The sequence below is a fragment of the Candidatus Pseudomonas auctus genome (assembly GCF_048654275.1).
GTDB classification, from domain to species: Bacteria; Pseudomonadota; Gammaproteobacteria; order Pseudomonadales; family Pseudomonadaceae; genus Aquipseudomonas; species Aquipseudomonas pharyngis.
The window spans coordinates 21454-38590 of the sequence record NZ_JBJYZK010000020.1 but is presented as its reverse complement, the minus strand read 5'-3'; the positions used below and the strand labels follow the sequence as shown (position 1 = coordinate 38590).

At 60.1% G+C, this 17137-nt stretch carries 14 protein-coding genes, 2 tRNA genes and 1 pseudogene; 13 read left to right on the top strand and 4 right to left on the bottom strand.

Annotation, left to right across the window (positions count from 1 at the left end; all coding sequences use genetic code 11):
* Positions 1-162 precede the first annotated feature (162 nt).
* The 8 genes from ACKUG4_RS26650 to ychF all read left to right on the top strand — a co-directional run bounded on the left by ACKUG4_RS26650 (position 163) and on the right by ychF (position 7087).
* Entirely contained in the window at positions 163-1887 is a 1725-nt protein-coding gene (locus ACKUG4_RS26650; protein WP_039766343.1) for a tetratricopeptide repeat protein, read from the top strand.
* Positions 1888-1890: 3 nt separating this feature from the next.
* On the top strand, positions 1891-2508 hold the full coding sequence (lolB, locus tag ACKUG4_RS26645; protein ID WP_445435171.1) for a lipoprotein insertase outer membrane protein LolB: 618 nt from the start codon (positions 1891-1893) through the stop codon (positions 2506-2508).
* Positions 2509-2511: 3 nt separating this feature from the next.
* On the top strand, positions 2512-3363 hold the full coding sequence (gene ispE, locus ACKUG4_RS26640) for a 4-(cytidine 5'-diphospho)-2-C-methyl-D-erythritol kinase (protein ID WP_007951723.1): 852 nt from the start codon (positions 2512-2514) through the stop codon (positions 3361-3363).
* A gap of 37 nt (positions 3364-3400) precedes the next feature.
* Positions 3401-3475 (top strand) — tRNA-Gln (locus ACKUG4_RS26635).
* A 47-nt stretch (positions 3476-3522) separates the two neighbouring features.
* A complete protein-coding gene (locus ACKUG4_RS26630; RefSeq protein WP_003171603.1) occupies positions 3523-4464 on the top strand; it encodes a ribose-phosphate pyrophosphokinase in 942 nt (313 codons plus the stop codon).
* A 141-nt stretch (positions 4465-4605) separates the two neighbouring features.
* The gene (locus ACKUG4_RS26625; protein ID WP_011335926.1) at positions 4606-5208 is read left to right on the top strand and encodes a 50S ribosomal protein L25/general stress protein Ctc; all 603 of its coding nucleotides are present in this window, start codon (positions 4606-4608) and stop codon (positions 5206-5208) included.
* A 171-nt stretch (positions 5209-5379) separates the two neighbouring features.
* Positions 5380-5964, top strand: coding sequence for an aminoacyl-tRNA hydrolase (gene pth, locus ACKUG4_RS26620; protein ID WP_007951726.1), 585 nt, complete (start codon positions 5380-5382; stop codon positions 5962-5964).
* Between the two features lie 22 nt (positions 5965-5986).
* Positions 5987-7087: a redox-regulated ATPase YchF gene (gene ychF / locus ACKUG4_RS26615; RefSeq protein WP_064599392.1), complete on the top strand. Its 1101-nt coding sequence runs from the start codon at positions 5987-5989 to the stop codon at positions 7085-7087.
* Positions 7088-7150: 63 nt separating this feature from the next.
* On the opposite strand, the gene ACKUG4_RS26610 is transcribed toward ychF, so the two are convergent.
* Positions 7151-8368 carry an MFS transporter gene (locus tag ACKUG4_RS26610; protein ID WP_445435170.1) on the bottom strand — a complete coding sequence of 406 codons (1218 nt, stop codon included), beginning with the start codon at positions 8366-8368 and terminating at the stop codon, positions 7151-7153.
* A 333-nt stretch (positions 8369-8701) separates the two neighbouring features.
* Here ACKUG4_RS26610 and ACKUG4_RS26605 point away from each other — a divergent pair, with 333 nt between their 5' ends.
* The 4 genes from ACKUG4_RS26605 (at position 8702) to ACKUG4_RS26590 (ending at position 12683) form a co-directional block, all read left to right on the top strand.
* Positions 8702-10759: a methyl-accepting chemotaxis protein gene (locus ACKUG4_RS26605; RefSeq protein ID WP_445435169.1), complete on the top strand. Its 2058-nt coding sequence runs from the start codon at positions 8702-8704 to the stop codon at positions 10757-10759.
* A 115-nt stretch (positions 10760-10874) separates the two neighbouring features.
* Positions 10875-10951, top strand: a tRNA-Met gene (locus ACKUG4_RS26600).
* A 223-nt stretch (positions 10952-11174) separates the two neighbouring features.
* Positions 11175-12425, top strand: a complete 1251-nt coding sequence (locus ACKUG4_RS26595; protein WP_445435168.1) for an S-type pyocin domain-containing protein — start codon at positions 11175-11177, stop codon at positions 12423-12425.
* 6 nt (positions 12426-12431) lie between these two features.
* Positions 12432-12683 (top strand): bacteriocin immunity protein, encoded by a 252-nt coding sequence (locus ACKUG4_RS26590; protein ID WP_064599398.1) that lies wholly within the window; start codon positions 12432-12434, stop codon positions 12681-12683.
* Positions 12684-12768: 85 nt separating this feature from the next.
* Here ACKUG4_RS26590 and ACKUG4_RS26585 read toward each other — a convergent pair whose 3' ends face one another.
* Complete coding sequence (locus tag ACKUG4_RS26585) at positions 12769-13866, bottom strand: DUF2817 domain-containing protein (protein ID WP_445435167.1); 1098 nt, start codon at positions 13864-13866, stop codon at positions 12769-12771.
* 155 nt (positions 13867-14021) lie between these two features.
* On the opposite strand from ACKUG4_RS26585, the gene ggt reads away from it, so the two are divergent.
* On the top strand, positions 14022-15854 hold the full coding sequence (ggt, locus tag ACKUG4_RS26580; protein ID WP_445435166.1) for a gamma-glutamyltransferase: 1833 nt from the start codon (positions 14022-14024) through the stop codon (positions 15852-15854).
* Between the two features lie 94 nt (positions 15855-15948).
* Here the strand turns inward: ggt and ACKUG4_RS26575 are convergent, their stop codons facing one another.
* Both ACKUG4_RS26575 and ACKUG4_RS26570 read right to left on the bottom strand, forming a co-directional pair.
* Positions 15949-16542, bottom strand: a complete 594-nt coding sequence (locus ACKUG4_RS26575) for a flavin reductase family protein (RefSeq protein ID WP_445435165.1) — start codon at positions 16540-16542, stop codon at positions 15949-15951.
* Between the two features lie 86 nt (positions 16543-16628).
* Positions 16629-17060 (bottom strand): annotated as a pseudogene (locus ACKUG4_RS26570) (methyl-accepting chemotaxis protein); the annotation flags it as partial.
* Positions 17061-17137 lie beyond the last annotated feature (77 nt).

Here is a 17137-nt window from a genome sequence, read left to right as displayed (position 1 = left end):
GTGAAGCCGGCAATTGTCCTACTTCGTCAGATTCAGAACAACTACCGCTGACTATTGTCCCAATTGCCGGCCCCTATAATGGCCACAATCGAGACTCGGTTATGTTTGGCCGAAGGCTTGTGTCATGATGATCCGACCGCAGGTTAGTCGTCCTCTTCCTATATGAATAGATCTTCCGCGTTGCTCCTCGCTTTTGTCTTCCTCAGCGGCTGCCAGGCCTTGGCCCCCGTTCCGCAGGACGGTGCCTCACCGGTCGAAGACACCACGCCGGCCCCTGAAAAGCCCAAGGTTTACAGCTCGTTCAGCCAGGAAACGGTGTTCAGCCTGCTGAGCGCCGAGCTCGCTGGCCAGCGCAATCGTTTCGATATTGCCCTGGACAACTACGTGACCCAGGCCATCAACACCCAGGATCCGGGTGTTTCCGAGCGTGCGTTCCGCATCGCCGAGTACCTGGGCGCCGACCAGCCGGCCCTCGATACCGCGCTGATCTGGGCGAAAAACGCCCCGGACGACCTCGAAGCGCAACGCGCCGCCGCCGTGCAACTGGCCCGCGCCGGGCGCTATGACGACTCGATGGTCTATATGGAGAAAGTCCTGCAGGGCAAGGGCGACACCCATTTCGACTTCCTCGCGCTGTCGGCTGCCGACACCGATCAGGAAACCCGCAACGGCCTGATGAAAAGCTTCGACCGCCTGTTGCAGCGTCACCCGAACAACAATCAGCTGATTTTCGGCAAGGCCCTGCTGATGCAGCAGGATGGCGACACCAAAGGTGCCCTTGCCCTGCTCGAAGACCATCCGCCGGAAGACGGCGAGATCGCCCCGATCCTGCTGCGCGCACGCCTGCTGCAAGGGCTGAATCGTGGCGACGAAGCCTTGCCGCTGTTGCAGAAAAGCATCAAAAAATACCCGGACGACAAGCGCCTGCGCCTGACCTACGCGCGGATGCTGGTGGAACAGGACCGGATGGACGACGCCAAGGTCGAGTTCTCCACCCTGGTTCAGCAATACCCGGAAGACGACGAACTGCGTTATTCCCTGGCGCTGGTCTGCCTGGAAGCCAAGGCCTGGGACGAGGCCAAGGGCTATCTGGAAGACCTGATCGCCCGGGAAAGCCATGTCGACTCGGCGCACCTGAACCTGGGCCGCATTGCCGAAGAGCGCAACGACCCGCAAGGCGCGCTCATCGAGTATGCCCAGGTCGGCCCGGGCAACGACTATCTGCCGGCGCAACTGCGTCAGGCCGATATTCTGATGAACAACGGCAAGACCGCCGAAGCCCAGAGCAAACTGGCCGCCGAGCGTGACGAGCAGCCGGATTACGCGATCCAGCTGTACCTGATCGAAGCCGAAACCCTGTCCGCCAATAATCAGGGCGACAAGGCCTGGAAAGTCCTGCAACAAGCCTTGCAGCAGTACCCGGACGATCTGAATCTGCTTTACACCCGCGCGATGCAGGCGGAAAAACGCAATGACCTGGCGCAGATGGAAAAAGACCTGCGCCTGATCATCAAGCGCGATCCGGACAACGCCATGGCCCTCAACGCCCTCGGCTACACGCTGTCCGACCGCACTACCCGCTACGCCGAAGCCAAGGCGCTGATCGAGCAGGCGCACCAGATCAACCCGGAAGACCCGGCCGTGCTCGACAGCCTCGGCTGGGTGAACTTTCGCATGGGCAATCTGGAGGACGCCGAGAAATACCTGCGTCAGGCCCTTGAGCGCTTCCCCGATCATGAAGTCGCCGCGCATCTGGGCGAAGTGCTGTGGGCCAAGGGCAAACAGCGCGAAGCAAAACAAATCTGGGGCAAGTTCCTCAAAGACCAGCCTGACAGCACCATCCTGCGCAGCACCATCAAGCGCCTGACCGGATCCGAGACTCTTTAACTCATGTTTTTGCGCCACATCATAGTTTTCAGCTTCATCGCCCTGCTCGCCGGTTGCGCGGGCTTCGGCGCCCGTGAATCGGTCGAAGGCCACGGCAATCCGGGCCAATGGCGCGAGCACAAACAACAACTGACCGGCCTCGACGGCTGGCAGATCGACGGCAAGATCGGCATCCGCGCCCCGAAAGATTCGGGCAGCGGCACGCTGTTCTGGCTGCAACGTCAGGATTACTACGACATCCGCCTGTCCGGCCCGCTGGGTCGTGGCGCGGCGCGCCTGACCGGCCGTCCGGGCGCGGTGTCGCTGGAAGTGGCGAATCAGGGCCGTTATGAAGCGCCGACTCCGGAAGCACTGGTCGAAGAGCAACTGGGCTGGAAACTGCCGGTCTCGCATCTGGCCTGGTGGGTTCGAGGCCTCCCGGCACCGGACAGCAAAAGCCGTCTGACCCTGGACGGCAACAGTCGCCTGGCGAATCTGGATCAGGATGGCTGGCAGGTCGAATACCTCAGCTATGCCGAACAGAACGGTTACTGGCTGCCCGAGCGGATCAAGCTGCACGGCACCGACCTGGACGTGACGCTGGTCATCAAGACCTGGCAACCGCGCAAATTGGGGCAATAAAGCATGACCGCTCCACGCCTCACCTTGCCCTCGCCGGCCAAACTCAACCTGATGCTGCACATTCTCGGTCGCCGTGAAGACGGTTATCACGAGTTGCAGACGCTTTTTCAGTTCCTCGACTACGGCGACGAAATCACCTTCGCCGTGCGTGACGACGGCGTGATTCGCCTGCACACCGAATTCGACGGCGTGCCCCACGACAGCAATCTGATCGTGCGCGCGGCGAAGAAACTCCAGGAACAATCCGGCTGCTCGCTCGGCATCGATATCTGGATCGACAAGATCCTGCCGATGGGCGGCGGCATTGGTGGCGGCAGCTCGAATGCGGCCACCACCCTGCTCGGCCTCAATCACTTGTGGCAACTGGGTTGGGATGAAGATCGCCTGGCAGCACTGGGCCTGACACTGGGCGCGGACGTGCCGGTGTTCGTGCGTGGCCACGCAGCTTTCGCCGAAGGTGTGGGCGAGAAACTGACCCCGGTCGAGCCCGCCGAACCGTGGTACGTCGTGCTCGTTCCGCAAGTCTCTGTTAGTACGGCAGAAATTTTTTCAGATCCTTTGTTGACACGTAACACGCCGCCCATTAAAGTGCGCCCCGTTCCCGAGGGAAACAGTCGAAATGACTGCTTGCCGGTGGTCTCGAGGCGTTATCCAGAAGTACGTAACGCATTGAATTTGTTAGGTAATTTTACCGAAGCAAAACTCACCGGAACTGGAAGTTGTGTGTTTGGGGGCTTCCCAAGCAAAGCTGAAGCTGATAAAGTCTCGGCCCTTCTGACAGAGACCCTTACAGGGTTTGTAGCAAAAGGAAGCAACGTTTCGATGTTGCATCGCAAGCTGCAAAGTCTGCTCTAAAGGAATCAAGTGCCCGGCACTTGCAAGCAACAGATACAGGGGCGTCGCCAAGCGGTAAGGCAGCAGGTTTTGATCCTGCCATGCGTTGGTTCGAATCCAGCCGCCCCTGCCATTTTCCTATACTCATCCAGGTATACCCTCAGCCTTCAGGTACTGCGCGTGTCCAAGATGATGGTCTTTACGGGGAACGCTAACCCCGATCTGGCTCGGCGTGTCGTACGTCAGCTGCATATCCCTCTCGGTGACATCTCTGTCGGTAAATTCTCCGACGGCGAAATTACAGCCGAGATCAATGAAAACGTTCGCGGTAAAGACGTCTTCATTATTCAGCCGACTTGCGCTCCGACCAACGATAACCTGATGGAACTGGTAGTGATGGCTGATGCCTTCCGCCGCTCCTCGGCTACTCGTATCACTGCTGTTATTCCTTATTTTGGTTATGCCCGTCAGGATCGCCGTCCGCGTTCCGCACGTGTGGCTATCAGCGCGAAAGTCGTTGCTGACATGCTCACCGTAGTCGGCATCGACCGTGTTCTCACGGTTGATCTGCATGCTGACCAGATTCAGGGCTTCTTCGATATTCCGGTAGATAACATCTACGGCTCCCCGGTTCTGGTGGATGACATCGAAGATCAGCGCTTCGAGAACCTGATGATCGTGTCCCCGGACATTGGTGGCGTCGTGCGTGCACGTGCCGTTGCCAAATCCCTGGGCGTGGATCTCGGGATCATCGACAAACGCCGTGAGAAAGCCAATCACTCTGAAGTGATGCATATCATCGGTGATGTCGAAGGGCGTACCTGCATCCTGGTCGATGACATGGTCGATACCGCCGGCACTCTGTGCCATGCGGCCAAGGCCCTGAAAGAGCATGGCGCAGCCAAGGTCTTTGCCTACTGCACACACCCTGTGCTGTCAGGTCGGGCCATCGAGAATATCGAAAATTCCGTGCTGGACGAGCTGGTGGTGACTAACACCATCCCGCTGTCCGCTGCAGCACAAGCCTGTGCACGTATCCGTCAACTGGATATCGCACCGGTTGTTGCCGAAGCGGTTCGCCGCATCAGCAATGAAGAATCGATCAGCGCGATGTTCCGTTAAGGGCCCTGCCCTTCTCGAAATGTCTCGTTGACGAAAAGCGCCCCGCCCCGGCATTTCTGCCGGGGCGGGGCTTTTTTGCCCATACCGTGTTCGGCGCTGGTCGCAAACGCCACTCGGTCATGGCTATTTTGGAGATACAAAATGAACGATTTTACTTTGAATGCTGAACTGCGTTCCGACCTGGGGAAAGGTGCGAGCCGCCGCCTGCGTCGTCTCGCTGCCCTGGTTCCAGCTGTTGTTTACGGTGGCGACAAAGCCCCTGAATCCATCAGCATGCTGGCCAAAGAAGTTGCCAAACTGCTCGAAAACGAAGCTGCCTACAGCCACGTTATCGAACTGAACGTTGGTGGCACCAAGCAGAACGTGATCATCAAGGCTCTGCAACGTCACCCGGCCAAAGGCCACGTGATGCACGCTGACTTCGTACGCGTTGTAGCTGGCCAGAAACTGACCGCTATCGTTCCTGTGCACTTCATCAACGAAGCTGCTCCAGTGAAGAAAGGCGGCGAAATCTCGCACGTTGTTGCCGAGATCGAAGTTTCCTGCCTGCCGAAAGATCTGCCTGAGTTCATCGAAGTCGACCTGGCTAACGCTGAAATCGGCACCATCGTTCACCTGTCGGACATCAAGGCTCCTAAAGGCGTTGAGTTCGTTGCTCTGGCACACGGCGATGACAAGGCTGTTGCCAACGTCCACGCTCCACGTGTTGCTCCAGAAGCTACCGAAGAAGGCGCAGCAGAGTAATTCACTCTGTCATGCCTGAGTGAGCAGGTAACATCGCGGACTGGAACGTAGCGAGAAAGCGGGCGGGAACGCGGAGTTTACATCCATGGTAAATGAGCATTTTTCGTCCACTTTCGCCGCCTTCCCTGATCGCGGCGATGTTATCCACCACTCAAAGGAAGGGCCCCTATCGTGACTGCCATCAAACTGATCGTTGGCCTGGGAAATCCAGGCGCTGAATACGAGCAGACCCGGCATAACGCAGGGGCCCTTTTTGTTGAGCGCATCGCCCACGCACAGAATGTGAATCTCGTGGCCGATCGCAAGTATTTCGGCCTGACCGGGCGTTTTTCGCATCAGGGTCAGGATGTTCGTCTGCTGATTCCCACCACCTACATGAACCGCAGCGGCCAGGCCGTGGCGGCACTCGCCGGTTTCTTCCGCATCAAGCCTGAAGAGATCCTGGTGGCACACGACGAACTCGATCTGCCTCCGGGCGTCGCCAAACTCAAAGTCGGCGGCGGCCATGGCGGTCACAACGGGTTGCGCGACATCATTGCGCAATTGGGCAATCAGAATACGTTCCACCGCCTGCGGCTTGGCATCGGCCACCCGGGCGTCGCCAGTATGGTTTCAAATTTCGTCCTGGGTCGTGCGCCACGCGCCGAACAGGAAAAACTCGATGCCAGCATCGACTTTGCCCTCGGCGTGCTGCCGGATATCCTCGCCGGTGAATGGAACCGCGCGATGAAAAACCTGCACAGCCAGAAGGCCTGACTCTAATCCGAGGGGAAACACCATGGGATTCAATTGCGGCATCGTCGGCCTGCCTAACGTCGGCAAGTCCACCCTGTTCAACGCCCTGACCAAATCCGGGATCGCGGCCGAGAACTTCCCCTTCTGCACCATCGAGCCGAACAGCGGCATCGTGCCGATGCCGGATCCGCGTCTGGACGCTCTGGCGGCCATCGTCAATCCGAAGCGCATCCTGCCGACCACCATGGAATTCGTCGACATCGCGGGCCTGGTTGCCGGCGCGTCGAAAGGTGAAGGCCTGGGCAACAAGTTCCTGGCTAACATCCGTGAAACCGACGCGATCGCCCACGTCGTGCGCTGCTTCGAAGACGATAACGTGATCCACGTTTCCAACAGCGTCGACCCGAAGCGCGACATCGAAATCATCGACCTGGAACTGATCTTCGCCGACCTCGACAGCTGCGAGAAGCAACTGCAGAAAGTCGCGCGCAACGCCAAGGGCGGTGACAAGGATGCAGTGGCCCAGAAGGCTCTGCTGGAACAACTGATCCCGCACTTCAGCGAAGGCAAGCCTGCGCGCAGCCTGATGAAGAACATGAGCGCCGACGAAAAAGCGATCATCAAGGGCTTCCACCTGCTGACCACCAAGCCGGTCATGTACATCGCCAACGTCGCTGAAGACGGTTTCGAGAACAACCCGCATCTGGACGTGGTCAAGGCCATCGCCGAAGAAGAAGGCGCGATGGTTGTTCCGGTCTGCAACAAGATCGAAGCGGAAATCGCCGAGCTGGACGACGGCGAAGAGAAAGACATGTTTCTCGAGGCCCTGGGCCTGGAAGAGCCTGGCCTGAACCGCGTGATCCGTGCCGGCTACGAAATGCTGCACCTGCAGACCTACTTCACCGCCGGTGTCGAAGAAGTCCGCGCCTGGACCGTCCGCGTCGGTGCCACCGCACCGCAAGCCGCCGGCGTGATCCACACTGACTTCGAGAAAGGCTTCATCCGCGCCGAAGTGATCGCCTACAACGACTTCATCCAGTACAAGGGCGAAGCAGGCACCAAGGAAGCCGGTAAATGGCGCCTGGAAGGCAAAGACTACATCGTCAAGGACGGCGACGTGATGCACTTCCGCTTCAACGTGTAAAAGCTGCACCCATGAAAAAGCCGCGTTTGATACGCGGCTTTTTTGTGCCTGAAATTCGGCCCGTCAGGCCTTCTTGGTTCTTGGCAGGAAGATCGCCAGCACCCCGAACAGCGGCAGGAACGAGCACAGGAAGTACACGTGTTCGATGCCGTGAATGTCCGCCAGATGCCCGAGCAACGCAGCACCAATACCGCCAAAGCCGAACATCAGTCCGAAGAACACCCCGGCAATCATTCCGACATTGCCTGGCACCAGTTCCTGCGCGTACACCACAATCGCCGAAAACGCCGAAGCCAGGATGAAGCCGATCACCACGCTCAGGACGCTGGTCCAGAACAGGTCGACATGGGGCATGAGCAGCGTGAACGGTGCCACGCCGAGGATCGAGAACCAGATCACCGCCTTGCGCCCGATCTTGTCGCCAATCGGCCCGCCAAAGAACGTACCCGCCGCCACCGCGCCGAGGAACAGGAACAGATGCAGCTGCGAACTGGCCACCGACAGGTCGAACTTCTCGATCAGGTAGAAGGTGAAGTAACTGGTCAGGCTGGCCATGTAGAAATACTTGGAGAACACCAGCAGCCCCAGCACCACCAGCGCACTGACCACCCTGCCCTTCGACAGTCCATGAGTGGCGGCCTGGCCGGCCTTGAGCTTGAACAGGTTCAGGTGATGGGCGTACCAGCGACTGATGCGATAGAGCACGAACAACGCAAACACCGCGAACAGCCCGAACCAGGCCACGTTGCCCTGCCCGAAAGGAATGATGATCGCCGCTGCCAGCAACGGGCCGAAGGCTGAACCGGCGTTACCACCGACCTGAAAGGTCGATTGCGCCAGACCGAAACGCCCGCCCGAGGCCAACCGCGCGATGCGGGAGGCTTCAGGGTGGAAGGTCGAAGATCCGATGCCGATCAGCGCCGCCGCCAGCAAGATAAGAGGGAAACTGCCGACCATCGACATCATCACAATGCCGATCAACGTGCACACGGAACCGGCGGGCAGCAGCCACGGTTTCGGATGCCGGTCGGTGTGATAACCGACCCACGGCTGCAACAGCGACGCGGTCAACTGAAAGGTCAGGGTAATCAGGCCGACCTGGGTAAAACTCAAACCATAGTTGGCCTTGAGCATCGGATAGATCGACGGCAGCACCGACTGGATCAGGTCATTGATCAAATGCGCCAGCGCCACCGCGCCGATGATGCGCATCACCAGTGGACTGCTCTGGGGAGGAGCGGACGCCGAGGCAGCGGCGGTCTGAACGTTGCTGATAGCCATGGGAATTTCCGGACTGCAGATGGGTGCACGCGGGCAGGTGCGTCAATGTGCCATTTTTCGGTGCGCCAGCGCCATCCCCTTAGCCAGCTAACGAACTATTCAGTCGTCGCGCCGCAAGTGATAGCGCAACGCCATGGTCTGAATCTTGCCTTGCTTATCCGCTTGAACGCGGCGCCCTTACAAAGGGCATCGAGAATGGGAAGTTTCGCTACAGAGCCGGCCTACAGAGCGGGCAAGGGTGAACTTTCGAGGCCTTTTAGCAGGGCACCAGTCCCGGTCGCAACGACCGCGATGCACGCCGATGGTGCGTGGTGTCCAGAGGAGTCATGGGGCATGCAGGCTTTTTTATCACCGGGGATCAGGTTGCTGGGGCGATTTGGGTTCGCACGTAAATTCCAGTTGTTGTTTCTGCTGTTTATCCTGCCATTGGTCGGCAGCCTGTTGATGATCGGCCAGGACTATCGCGACAAACTTAACCTGATCGCCGGTGAACGTGCCGGTGTGCGGCAGTTGCTCGCCCTCGATGCACTAGACAACCTGCTCGCCGCCCAACGCGACCGCGCCGCCCGCTGGCGCGCCACGGAAACCAACCGCCAGCCGACACCCGCGACTCTGGCCGCCGTGGCCGCCTTCGATGGCGTGCAGCCTGCCGTTGCCCAGGCGACGCTGGAGCTGGGCAGTGCCTTGCAAGCCGAAGGCGCGGAAGGTGAAACCCTGACCCGCTATCAGGCCCTGCAAGCCGCGCTCAATGGTCTGGACTCGAAAAGCCTTTCCGGTGTCGGTTGGTGGCCGGATGGTTACGACCGCTTCACCAACGCCCTCAGCGCCCTGCAAGCTTTGCGTGAGCAAATCGCGATGGACAATCGCCTGATCCTCGCGCCATGGCTGGAAACCTATCTGCTGACACAGATTTCCACCCAGCACGCACCAGACCTGATCGAGCGGGTCGGCCGACTGGCAGCCGTCGGCCAGGCGTCTGTAGTTTCCGGTCAGTTCACCCTGCAAAGCCGCTTGCAACTGCGTGATCTGCGCAGCCGCATCGGCGATGCCCGCGAGCAGCTGGTAAAAACCGCTGGCCTGCTTGAAGCGCGTCTGCCGCCAGCCCTGCAAGGCTGGGCCGGGCAATATCACGACAGCCTCAAACAGCTGGACGCCGGATTGAAAGTGCTGGATGACGGCGTGTTCGGCGGCAGCATCAATCTCAAGCCGGAAGAGTTCGAGCGCAGCCTCGACGCCCTGCTCGGCAACCTCGCCACGCTGCGCCAGCAATCGCTGGTGTCGCTGGATCAGCGGCTGGATGACTACCACGGATCGGCGATTCGTCAGTTCATCATCGTCGCGGCGGTCTTCGGTTGCCTGTTGCTGGCGGCGCTGTACTTGTTCGTCTGCCTGCAAGCCTCGATCCGTCGTAGCGCCAGCGGCATCACGCTGCTCGCCGAGGCTCTGCGCGACGGCAATCTGAGCTTGCAAGTGCCGGTCGTGGGCCGTGATGAACTGGCGTCGATCAGCACCGCGCTCAACGTGGCCGTATTGCAACTGCGCACCAGCCTGCTGGGTGTCGATCACGAGACTTCGCAACTGAGCAACGCGGTACGCAGCCTCAACGATCACTCCAGCGGCGCTCTCAGCGAAGTCGAAGCGCAACAATTGCAGATCAGTCAGATCGCTGCAGCGGCCACGCAACTGGCGGCGACGTCCCAAGGCGTGGCGCAGAGTTGCGAACAGGCTTCGGGCAGCGCCCAGCACACCCGGCGCATCGCTGCCGACAGCAGCCGTGACAGTCAACGCACCACGGCGAGCATCCAGCAGCTCAATCAGCGTCTGAACGAAACTGCCGCAGCGCTCGGTCGGGTCAGCGAGCAAGGGCAGCAGATTCAACTGGTAGTCGACACCATTCGCGGCGTCGCCGAGCAGACCAACCTGCTCGCACTCAACGCCGCTATCGAGGCCGCTCGCGCGGGTGAACAAGGTCGTGGCTTTGCCGTGGTGGCCGACGAGGTGCGCAGCCTGTCGCAACGTACGCAATCATCCACGGCGCAGATCGCCGGTACGGTCGACAGCCTGCGCAATACGGTCAACGAAGCCGTGAGCCTGATGGAAGCGGCATGCGGCCAGGCGCAATCGGACGCGGAAGCCGTCACGGGACTTGGCGAACGCCTGGGGGAAATCGCCAGCGCCGTGCAGAGCGTCACCGACACCCTCGCCCAGATCGCCACGGCGGTCGAAGAACAGGCCAGCACCGCCGATGAGGTCAGCGGCAATATCCAGCAGGTGGATCAGGCGGCGGTTCGCCTGCTCGAAGGCGCGCGGGCCGTGAATCTTGCGGCGGACACCTTGAGCCAGGGCAGCCATGCCTTGAGTGCCAACACCGGAAGATTTCAGCTGCGTTGAAAGCCCCTCCCGCGCCGATTTTCGGCGCGGGAGGATAAGCGGTTGAAAATAAGAAGAAATATTTTGAATTTACGCTTGACGCTTTTCCATTTCAGGGGAATAATGCGCGCCACTTGGCTACATAGCTCAGTTGGTTAGAGCATAGCATTCATAATGCTGGGGTCCGGGGTTCAAGTCCCTGTGTAGCCACCAAGTACTAAAAACGGCTTACCGAAAGGTAGGCCGTTTTTTATGCCTCGAGAAAAGTGCCCTTCCTCAGTGAATCGGCTGGCTCCGTAGGAACCGGGTGCGAAAAGCGTACGAAGAGGATTTTTCGTTCGTTCAAGCACGCGCATCCCGGCAAGTCGATTTGATCGCCATCGCGATTGGTCGACAAGCTCCCCTGTCTTGATCCAAAGACAGACAGGGAGTTGTCATGGACCCGGACAAAAACCTTTTCGATGATATCTGGCGCCGAAAGCTTCCGAACGGCGGCGCCTCATGGGCCGCCTGGTTTCCGCCCCGAGAGCCGGAACCCGTCTACGTTCCAACAGATGAATGGCCAACCCCAAAGCCCCGCGACGATCTGGTATTTGCCAAGTCCTGCACACCGGACAACTGGTGTCGAACGGATGCCGGCACAACACCTGAGCCAGCCTCCAGTTTCGGCAAGATCATGGTGGCGGGCGCCATACGCTTTCCCGCAGCCAGTAAGGTCGTAGCGAAAGCAATCGGCGCCGATCTGGCCTTGGGGCGCATGGCGGGCGGTGGAATTCTGCAGCAACGTCTCAACTGGGCAATCCGTGGTGCGACAGGCCCGGCCAGTGTTTTCATCCTAGGGATGCTGCCGGCCAGAATGGGCGACGGCACCCGTTATACCGACGAACAACTGCGCACCCTACCCCGCGCCACCACTCGCGTGCGCTTCCAGTTCCGACGCGATGCCGAAGGCGTCATGCAGGTCTACGGCATCCACACCGGCGTCTCGGGCGACGACTCCGTGCGTACCGTAAAAGTCGAGTGGAACAACGATAAGACCGCCATGGAGGCGAAGCTCAACGGCATCACGATTTTGTGGACGCCGCAACGCGGGCCGCTGGGATCGATGCCGCCGCTGGTGTATCCGGAACACGGCGAACCACTCAGCACGATTCTCGTCCATCCGATCGCGGCGAACACCGACAGCCAGATTGAAATCCTGCCCGGCGAAGACATCACCGCCGAGGATTGTATTCTGGTGTTTCCGGCGGAGACCGGGCTGAAGTCGTTGTATGTGGTGTTTTCTAAGCCGGCCAGATTGACGCCCGGGACGGTGACGGGGATTGGTGAGGATGTTTCCGGGATATGGCTAGCGGGAGCAGGAACGGGGATTGGTGTGCCAATTCCCACGCGAATAGCGGACAGGCTCAGAGGGCGGGAGTTTTCAAGTTTCGACGCGTTCAGAAAAGCACTCTGGCAAGCCGTGCGGGATGATCCAGAACTTTTCGATCAGTTCAATTCGGATGCCCAAGATCGTTTAATGTCGGGCAACGCACCCGCGGTTCGAGACAGGGAGTCTGTAGGCACAAGAGGGGTATTTGAAATACATCACGTCGAGCGGATTACTGATGGCGGCGCTGTCTACGACATAGACAACCTCCGAATCAACACCCCTAAAAATCACATCTTTCAACATAAAAAACAGTGAACACACATGGAAAAAATATCTGAATACACTGAAACCGAATTTATCCGTTTCATCGAAAAAATACGTGCCACCAATAAAAGTGGATCGGATACGGAGCTTGGCGAGCTGCTGGCACAATTCAGAAAGCTTACGGGTCACCCGGATGGGACCGACTTGATTTTTTATCCCGAACCAGGAGAGGACAACTCTGCCGTGGGCATTACGAAGACCGTGAAAGAATGGCGTGCGACCAACGGACTGCCTGGCTTCAAGCAGTGAACATCAGGCCCCCATAGTCCCACCACTGCAAATATCCAAGCAGTCAAAACGGCTTACCGAAGGGCAAGCCGTTTGTTTATACCTATTATCCCAGGGCCGCGAGCCCTTTCGCCCAGATCTGCCGCGTGCGCAAACCGATCATCGCCCGCCAGTCCGGATCGGCGGGATAGAACTGCTCCAGCAGATTCAGTTTGATCTCGCGCCCCGTCGCATCCAGCGGATCGCCATGCAAATGCAGCCAGTGATCATCGCGCAGGTAACGATGCACGTCCGGCCCCGGATAAGTCCCGCACTCGATCACGAACGGCATCAGTTGCACATTCGGCAGCGCACTAAGCAGCGCCTGCGAGGTGTAACCCGTAGCGGTTGCCGCAACACCGGTATCACTCAAGGTTTCGGCACCGGTGTGCAGCGTGTAGAGCCACGGGCCGTAAATGGATTGCGCTTGGGCCAGTGCCGGATACGGCGCCTGGGTAATCGTCAGCAGCATCGGATGCCCGTACTCGCCGGCGCCGGTGTGCAGGTCGAAACACATCACGGTTTCAGCACCGGCCAGATGATTCTCGATGATTGAATGCAGCGTGCGATTCGACCAGCTCGGCGCGAGCCCGCCAAAAAACAATCCGTCGGGATGACTGTGCTGCCCGCCCTCGACAATCGACATGACTGCCGGCCAGCCATGCTCGGCAATTTGCGCATCGAGCAAGGCATCAGCCTTTTGCCGCTCGGGACCATTCAAGTCGGTGCAGGCGTAGATTTCATGCAGCGCGGCGTAAGCACGGTTGTCCGGAAGCGGTCGGTTGAAATCCAGGTGATTGCGGTTGAGGTCGATGTTGTCTTCATTGACCCGCCGCAGCCATGCCGTGCCCCACGGGTTGATCAGGTGAACCATCACCACCGCGACATCCTTCGGCAGCGACTCCGGCGTGAAATGCTTCAGCCAGTCGATCTGGCACTCCGAACCGTAATAACCCTCAACACCGTGGGTGCCGCTGAGCGCCACCAGGCGCCGTCTGGCCGCTGGATCCCCCAGCACCGCGACATCGGTACCCAAAGACTCGCCAAACGGCCCATTGAGCGGATGCACGTACAAAGAGAGCGTGGCACCCGCCACCTTCGCGGCGGCAAGAAAGCGCTCGCGCTGTTCGCGATAGCTGGGCTGTGTCGGAAATGCGTTGTGCATGGCGGCCTCTTGTTGATTGTTCTGGCTTCACTATTGGCTCTGACCCTACAGAAAATTCGCCAAGGCATGAAGGACAAACACACCTGCGGTTTGCGTCGTACACGGCCGGTCGATACAGTCCGTCAGACTTTTATCCCACGGACGGAGAGCCCCGCGTGTTTCCAGCCCTGCCCCTGAACCGTTTCCGCCTGCCCGCCTTGACACTGATCGTCAGCGCCATCGCCCTCACGGCCTGCAACGCCCCGCCCTCCTCGACCCTGCCGCTGGCACCGGAAGCCGCCTCCGGTTACCGCACCGGCCTGCAAGCCAGCCACGCCGAAAAACACATGGCCGCCGCTGCCAATCCATTAGCCGCCGAGGCCGGGCGCGAGATGTTGCGTCAGGGTGGTTCCGCCATCGATGCCGCCATTGCAATGCAAGCCGTGTTGACCCTGGTCGAACCGCAGTCCTCGGGGATCGGCGGTGGCGCGATGATCGTGCTGTGGGATGGTAAACAGGTGCGCACCTATGACGGTCGCGAAACCGCACCGGCCGGTGCGACCGAAAAGCTGTTTCTACAAGCCGACGGCAAACCGATGCCGTTCCCGCAGGCGCAGATCGGTGGACGCTCCGTCGGCACGCCGGGCGTGATGCGAGCGCTGGAACTGGCGCACAAAAAGCACGGCCGCTTGCCGTGGGCCAAGCTGTTCGAACCGGCGATCAAACTCGCCGAGCAGGGTTTTGCGATCTCCCCGCGCCTGCATTCGCTGCTGAAATCCGATCCGGAGATACGCCGCTCGCCAGACATGGCCAGGTACTTTCTGAACAGCGATGGCAGCGTCAAAGCCGTCGGCACGCGACTGCAAAACCCGGCGCTGGCCGCCGTGCTCAAACGCATCGCCAACGAAGGTGCGGACGCGCTGTACAAAGGCCCGATCGCCGAAGAAATCGTGGCCAAGGTTCAGGGCCACGCCAACCCCGGAAGCCTGTCGCTGACCGACCTTCAGCACTATCAGGCCAAGGAGCGCGCGCCACTGTGCACCGACTACAAACGCTGGCAGGTTTGCGGGATGCCGCCGCCATCATCGGGCGGGATTGCGGTGGCGCAGACTCTCGGCACCTTGCAGGCGCTGGAAACCCGCGATCCGCGTCTGGCTCTGACGCCGCTCAAGCCAGTGAAAACCGATAAACCCGCCGGCATCGAACCGGCACCGCAAGCCGTGCACCTGATCGCCGAAGCCGAGCGCCTGGCCTACGCCGACCGCGCGCAATACGTAGCCGATACCGACTTCGTGCCGGTGCCGGTCAAAGGTTTGGTCGACCCGGATTACCTGGCCAGCCGCGCCAGCCTGATCGGCGAACGCAGCATGGGCACCGCCAAACCCGGCACACCTCCGGGCGTGCAGGTTGCCTACGCGCCGGATCGCTCGCCGCTGCGCATTTCCACCTCGCAAGTGGTTGCCGTGGATGACTTCGGTGGCGCCGTGTCGATGACCACCACCATCGAAGCAGCCTTCGGCTCGCACCTGATGGTTCAGGGCTTCTTGCTCAACAACCAGATGACCGACTTCTCGTTCATCCCGGAAGAGAACGGACAGAAAGTCGCCAACCGCGTGGAGCCCGGCAAACGCCCGCGCTCGTCGATGGCGCCGACCCTGATCTTCGACCGCAACAGCGGCGAGTTCGTCGCCACCGTTGGCTCTCCCGGCGGCTCGCAGATCATCGAATACGTGGCCAAAACCACCGTCGGCCTGCTCGACTGGAACCTCGACCCGCAAAGCGCCATCAGCCTGCCCAACTTCGGCAGCCGCAACGGCCCCACTGAACTGGAACAGGGCCAGTTCAGCCCGACGCTGATCCAGGCACTCAAGGACAAGGGCCACACCGTCAACGAAATCGACATGACCAGCGGCACCCAGGCCATCGTGCGGGTCAAGGATGCTCAGGGGAAGGCAACGCTGTCAGGTGGGGCAGATCCTCGGCGTGAAGGGGTAGCGTTGGGGGATTGAATCAGCGCTGCCAACTGAAAAAGGCTTACCGAGAGGTAAGCCTTTTTTGTATTGCAACATCCGGCCATGACTTGTCATCCAGCGGCGCTCAAACCTAGAGCATCTTGCCATCCACCGGATCGCCAATCGTCAGGAAATGCCCCCCGGCCACGTGGTGCAGCGTGCGCAACTCATCATGCCCTTCAAAATGCCAGCGTCCATCGCTGAACACCCGCGAATCAGCCTGCGCCGCGATCACCTCGGCCAGGAACAGATCGTACTGTTCGTGATTGCGCGGCTCCGGCAGCAACCGGCATTCGAGCCAGGCCACACAACCGTCCAGCATCGGTGCCTCGATCTGCTCGCCAGCGAAGCTTTGCAAGCCGTACGCCTGGAACTTGTCCTGACCTTGATCGCGATTGATTTCCAAGCCCGAAGTCGAGCCGACGGTCTGCACGATGTCAGCCTGATTCACACAAGGAACGTTGAGAACGAAGGTGCCCGACGCCTCGAGCAGTTGCCGGGTCCAGGTTGATTTGTCGAGGACCACCGCGACTTTCGGCGGTTCGAAATCCAGCGGCATGGCCCACGCCGCGGCCATGATGTTGCGCTGCCCGGCATGGGCGGCGCTGACCAGCACGGTCGGCCCGTGATTGAGCAGGCGGTAGGCTTTGTTCAGGGGAACCGGGCGACGGAAAGACTCGCTCATGGGATCTGCTCCGGGAAAAAGAGCCGATTGTAGCGGGATAAAAACCGCGAAGGGATTGCCATGGACAATCCCTTCGCCTGACAGCATCAGCTGGATAACTGATTGGCAAACTGGCCGACCGCGTTCACCACTTTCTGCGCGCCGTCCTGGATCTCGACGATCACCGTACCGGCCTCGGCCGCCAGCGCCAGCCCTTGTTCGGCCTGTTGCTTGCCGTCGGTCATCAGGGCCACGGCGTTGCGCGCCATGTCCTGGTTCTGGCGCACCACGCCGACGATTTCTTCGGTCGCCTGGCTGGTCCGCGAGGCCAGTTGCCGCACTTCGTCGGCCACCACCGCAAACCCGCGCCCCTGTTCACCGGCGCGAGCGGCTTCGATGGCGGCGTTAAGCGCCAGCAGGTTGGTCTGTTCGGCAATGCCGCTGATGGTCTTGACGATGGTGCCGATCACTTGGGATTGCTCGTTCAGCGCCTCGATGCCTTCGCCGGCAGTCTGCATGTGCCTGGACAAATCGCGCATCACATTGACCGCTTCAGTCACCACACGGGTGCCGCGCTGGGCGGTGCTGTCGGTCTGCAGGGACGTGCTGTAGGCGA

What these genes read in the sequence shown, in the direction of transcription:
- ACKUG4_RS26650 (WP_039766343.1), top strand. Translation starts at nt 163, where the DNA reads ATGAATAGATCTTCCGCGTTGCTCCTCGCTTTTGTCTTCCTCAGCGGC.
- lolB (WP_445435171.1), top strand. Translation starts at nt 1,891, where the DNA reads ATGTTTTTGCGCCACATCATAGTTTTCAGCTTCATCGCCCTGCTCGCC.
- ispE (WP_007951723.1), top strand. Translation starts at nt 2,512, where the DNA reads ATGACCGCTCCACGCCTCACCTTGCCCTCGCCGGCCAAACTCAACCTG.
- ACKUG4_RS26625 (WP_011335926.1), top strand. Translation starts at nt 4,606, where the DNA reads ATGAACGATTTTACTTTGAATGCTGAACTGCGTTCCGACCTGGGGAAA.
- ychF (WP_064599392.1), top strand. Translation starts at nt 5,987, where the DNA reads ATGGGATTCAATTGCGGCATCGTCGGCCTGCCTAACGTCGGCAAGTCC.
- ACKUG4_RS26610 (WP_445435170.1), bottom strand. Translation starts at nt 8,368, where the DNA reads ATGGCTATCAGCAACGTTCAGACCGCCGCTGCCTCGGCGTCCGCTCCT.
- ACKUG4_RS26605 (WP_445435169.1), top strand. Translation starts at nt 8,702, where the DNA reads ATGCAGGCTTTTTTATCACCGGGGATCAGGTTGCTGGGGCGATTTGGG.
- ACKUG4_RS26595 (WP_445435168.1), top strand. Translation starts at nt 11,175, where the DNA reads ATGGACCCGGACAAAAACCTTTTCGATGATATCTGGCGCCGAAAGCTT.
- ACKUG4_RS26590 (WP_064599398.1), top strand. Translation starts at nt 12,432, where the DNA reads ATGGAAAAAATATCTGAATACACTGAAACCGAATTTATCCGTTTCATC.
- ACKUG4_RS26585 (WP_445435167.1), bottom strand. Translation starts at nt 13,866, where the DNA reads ATGCACAACGCATTTCCGACACAGCCCAGCTATCGCGAACAGCGCGAG.
- ACKUG4_RS26575 (WP_445435165.1), bottom strand. Translation starts at nt 16,542, where the DNA reads ATGAGCGAGTCTTTCCGTCGCCCGGTTCCCCTGAACAAAGCCTACCGC.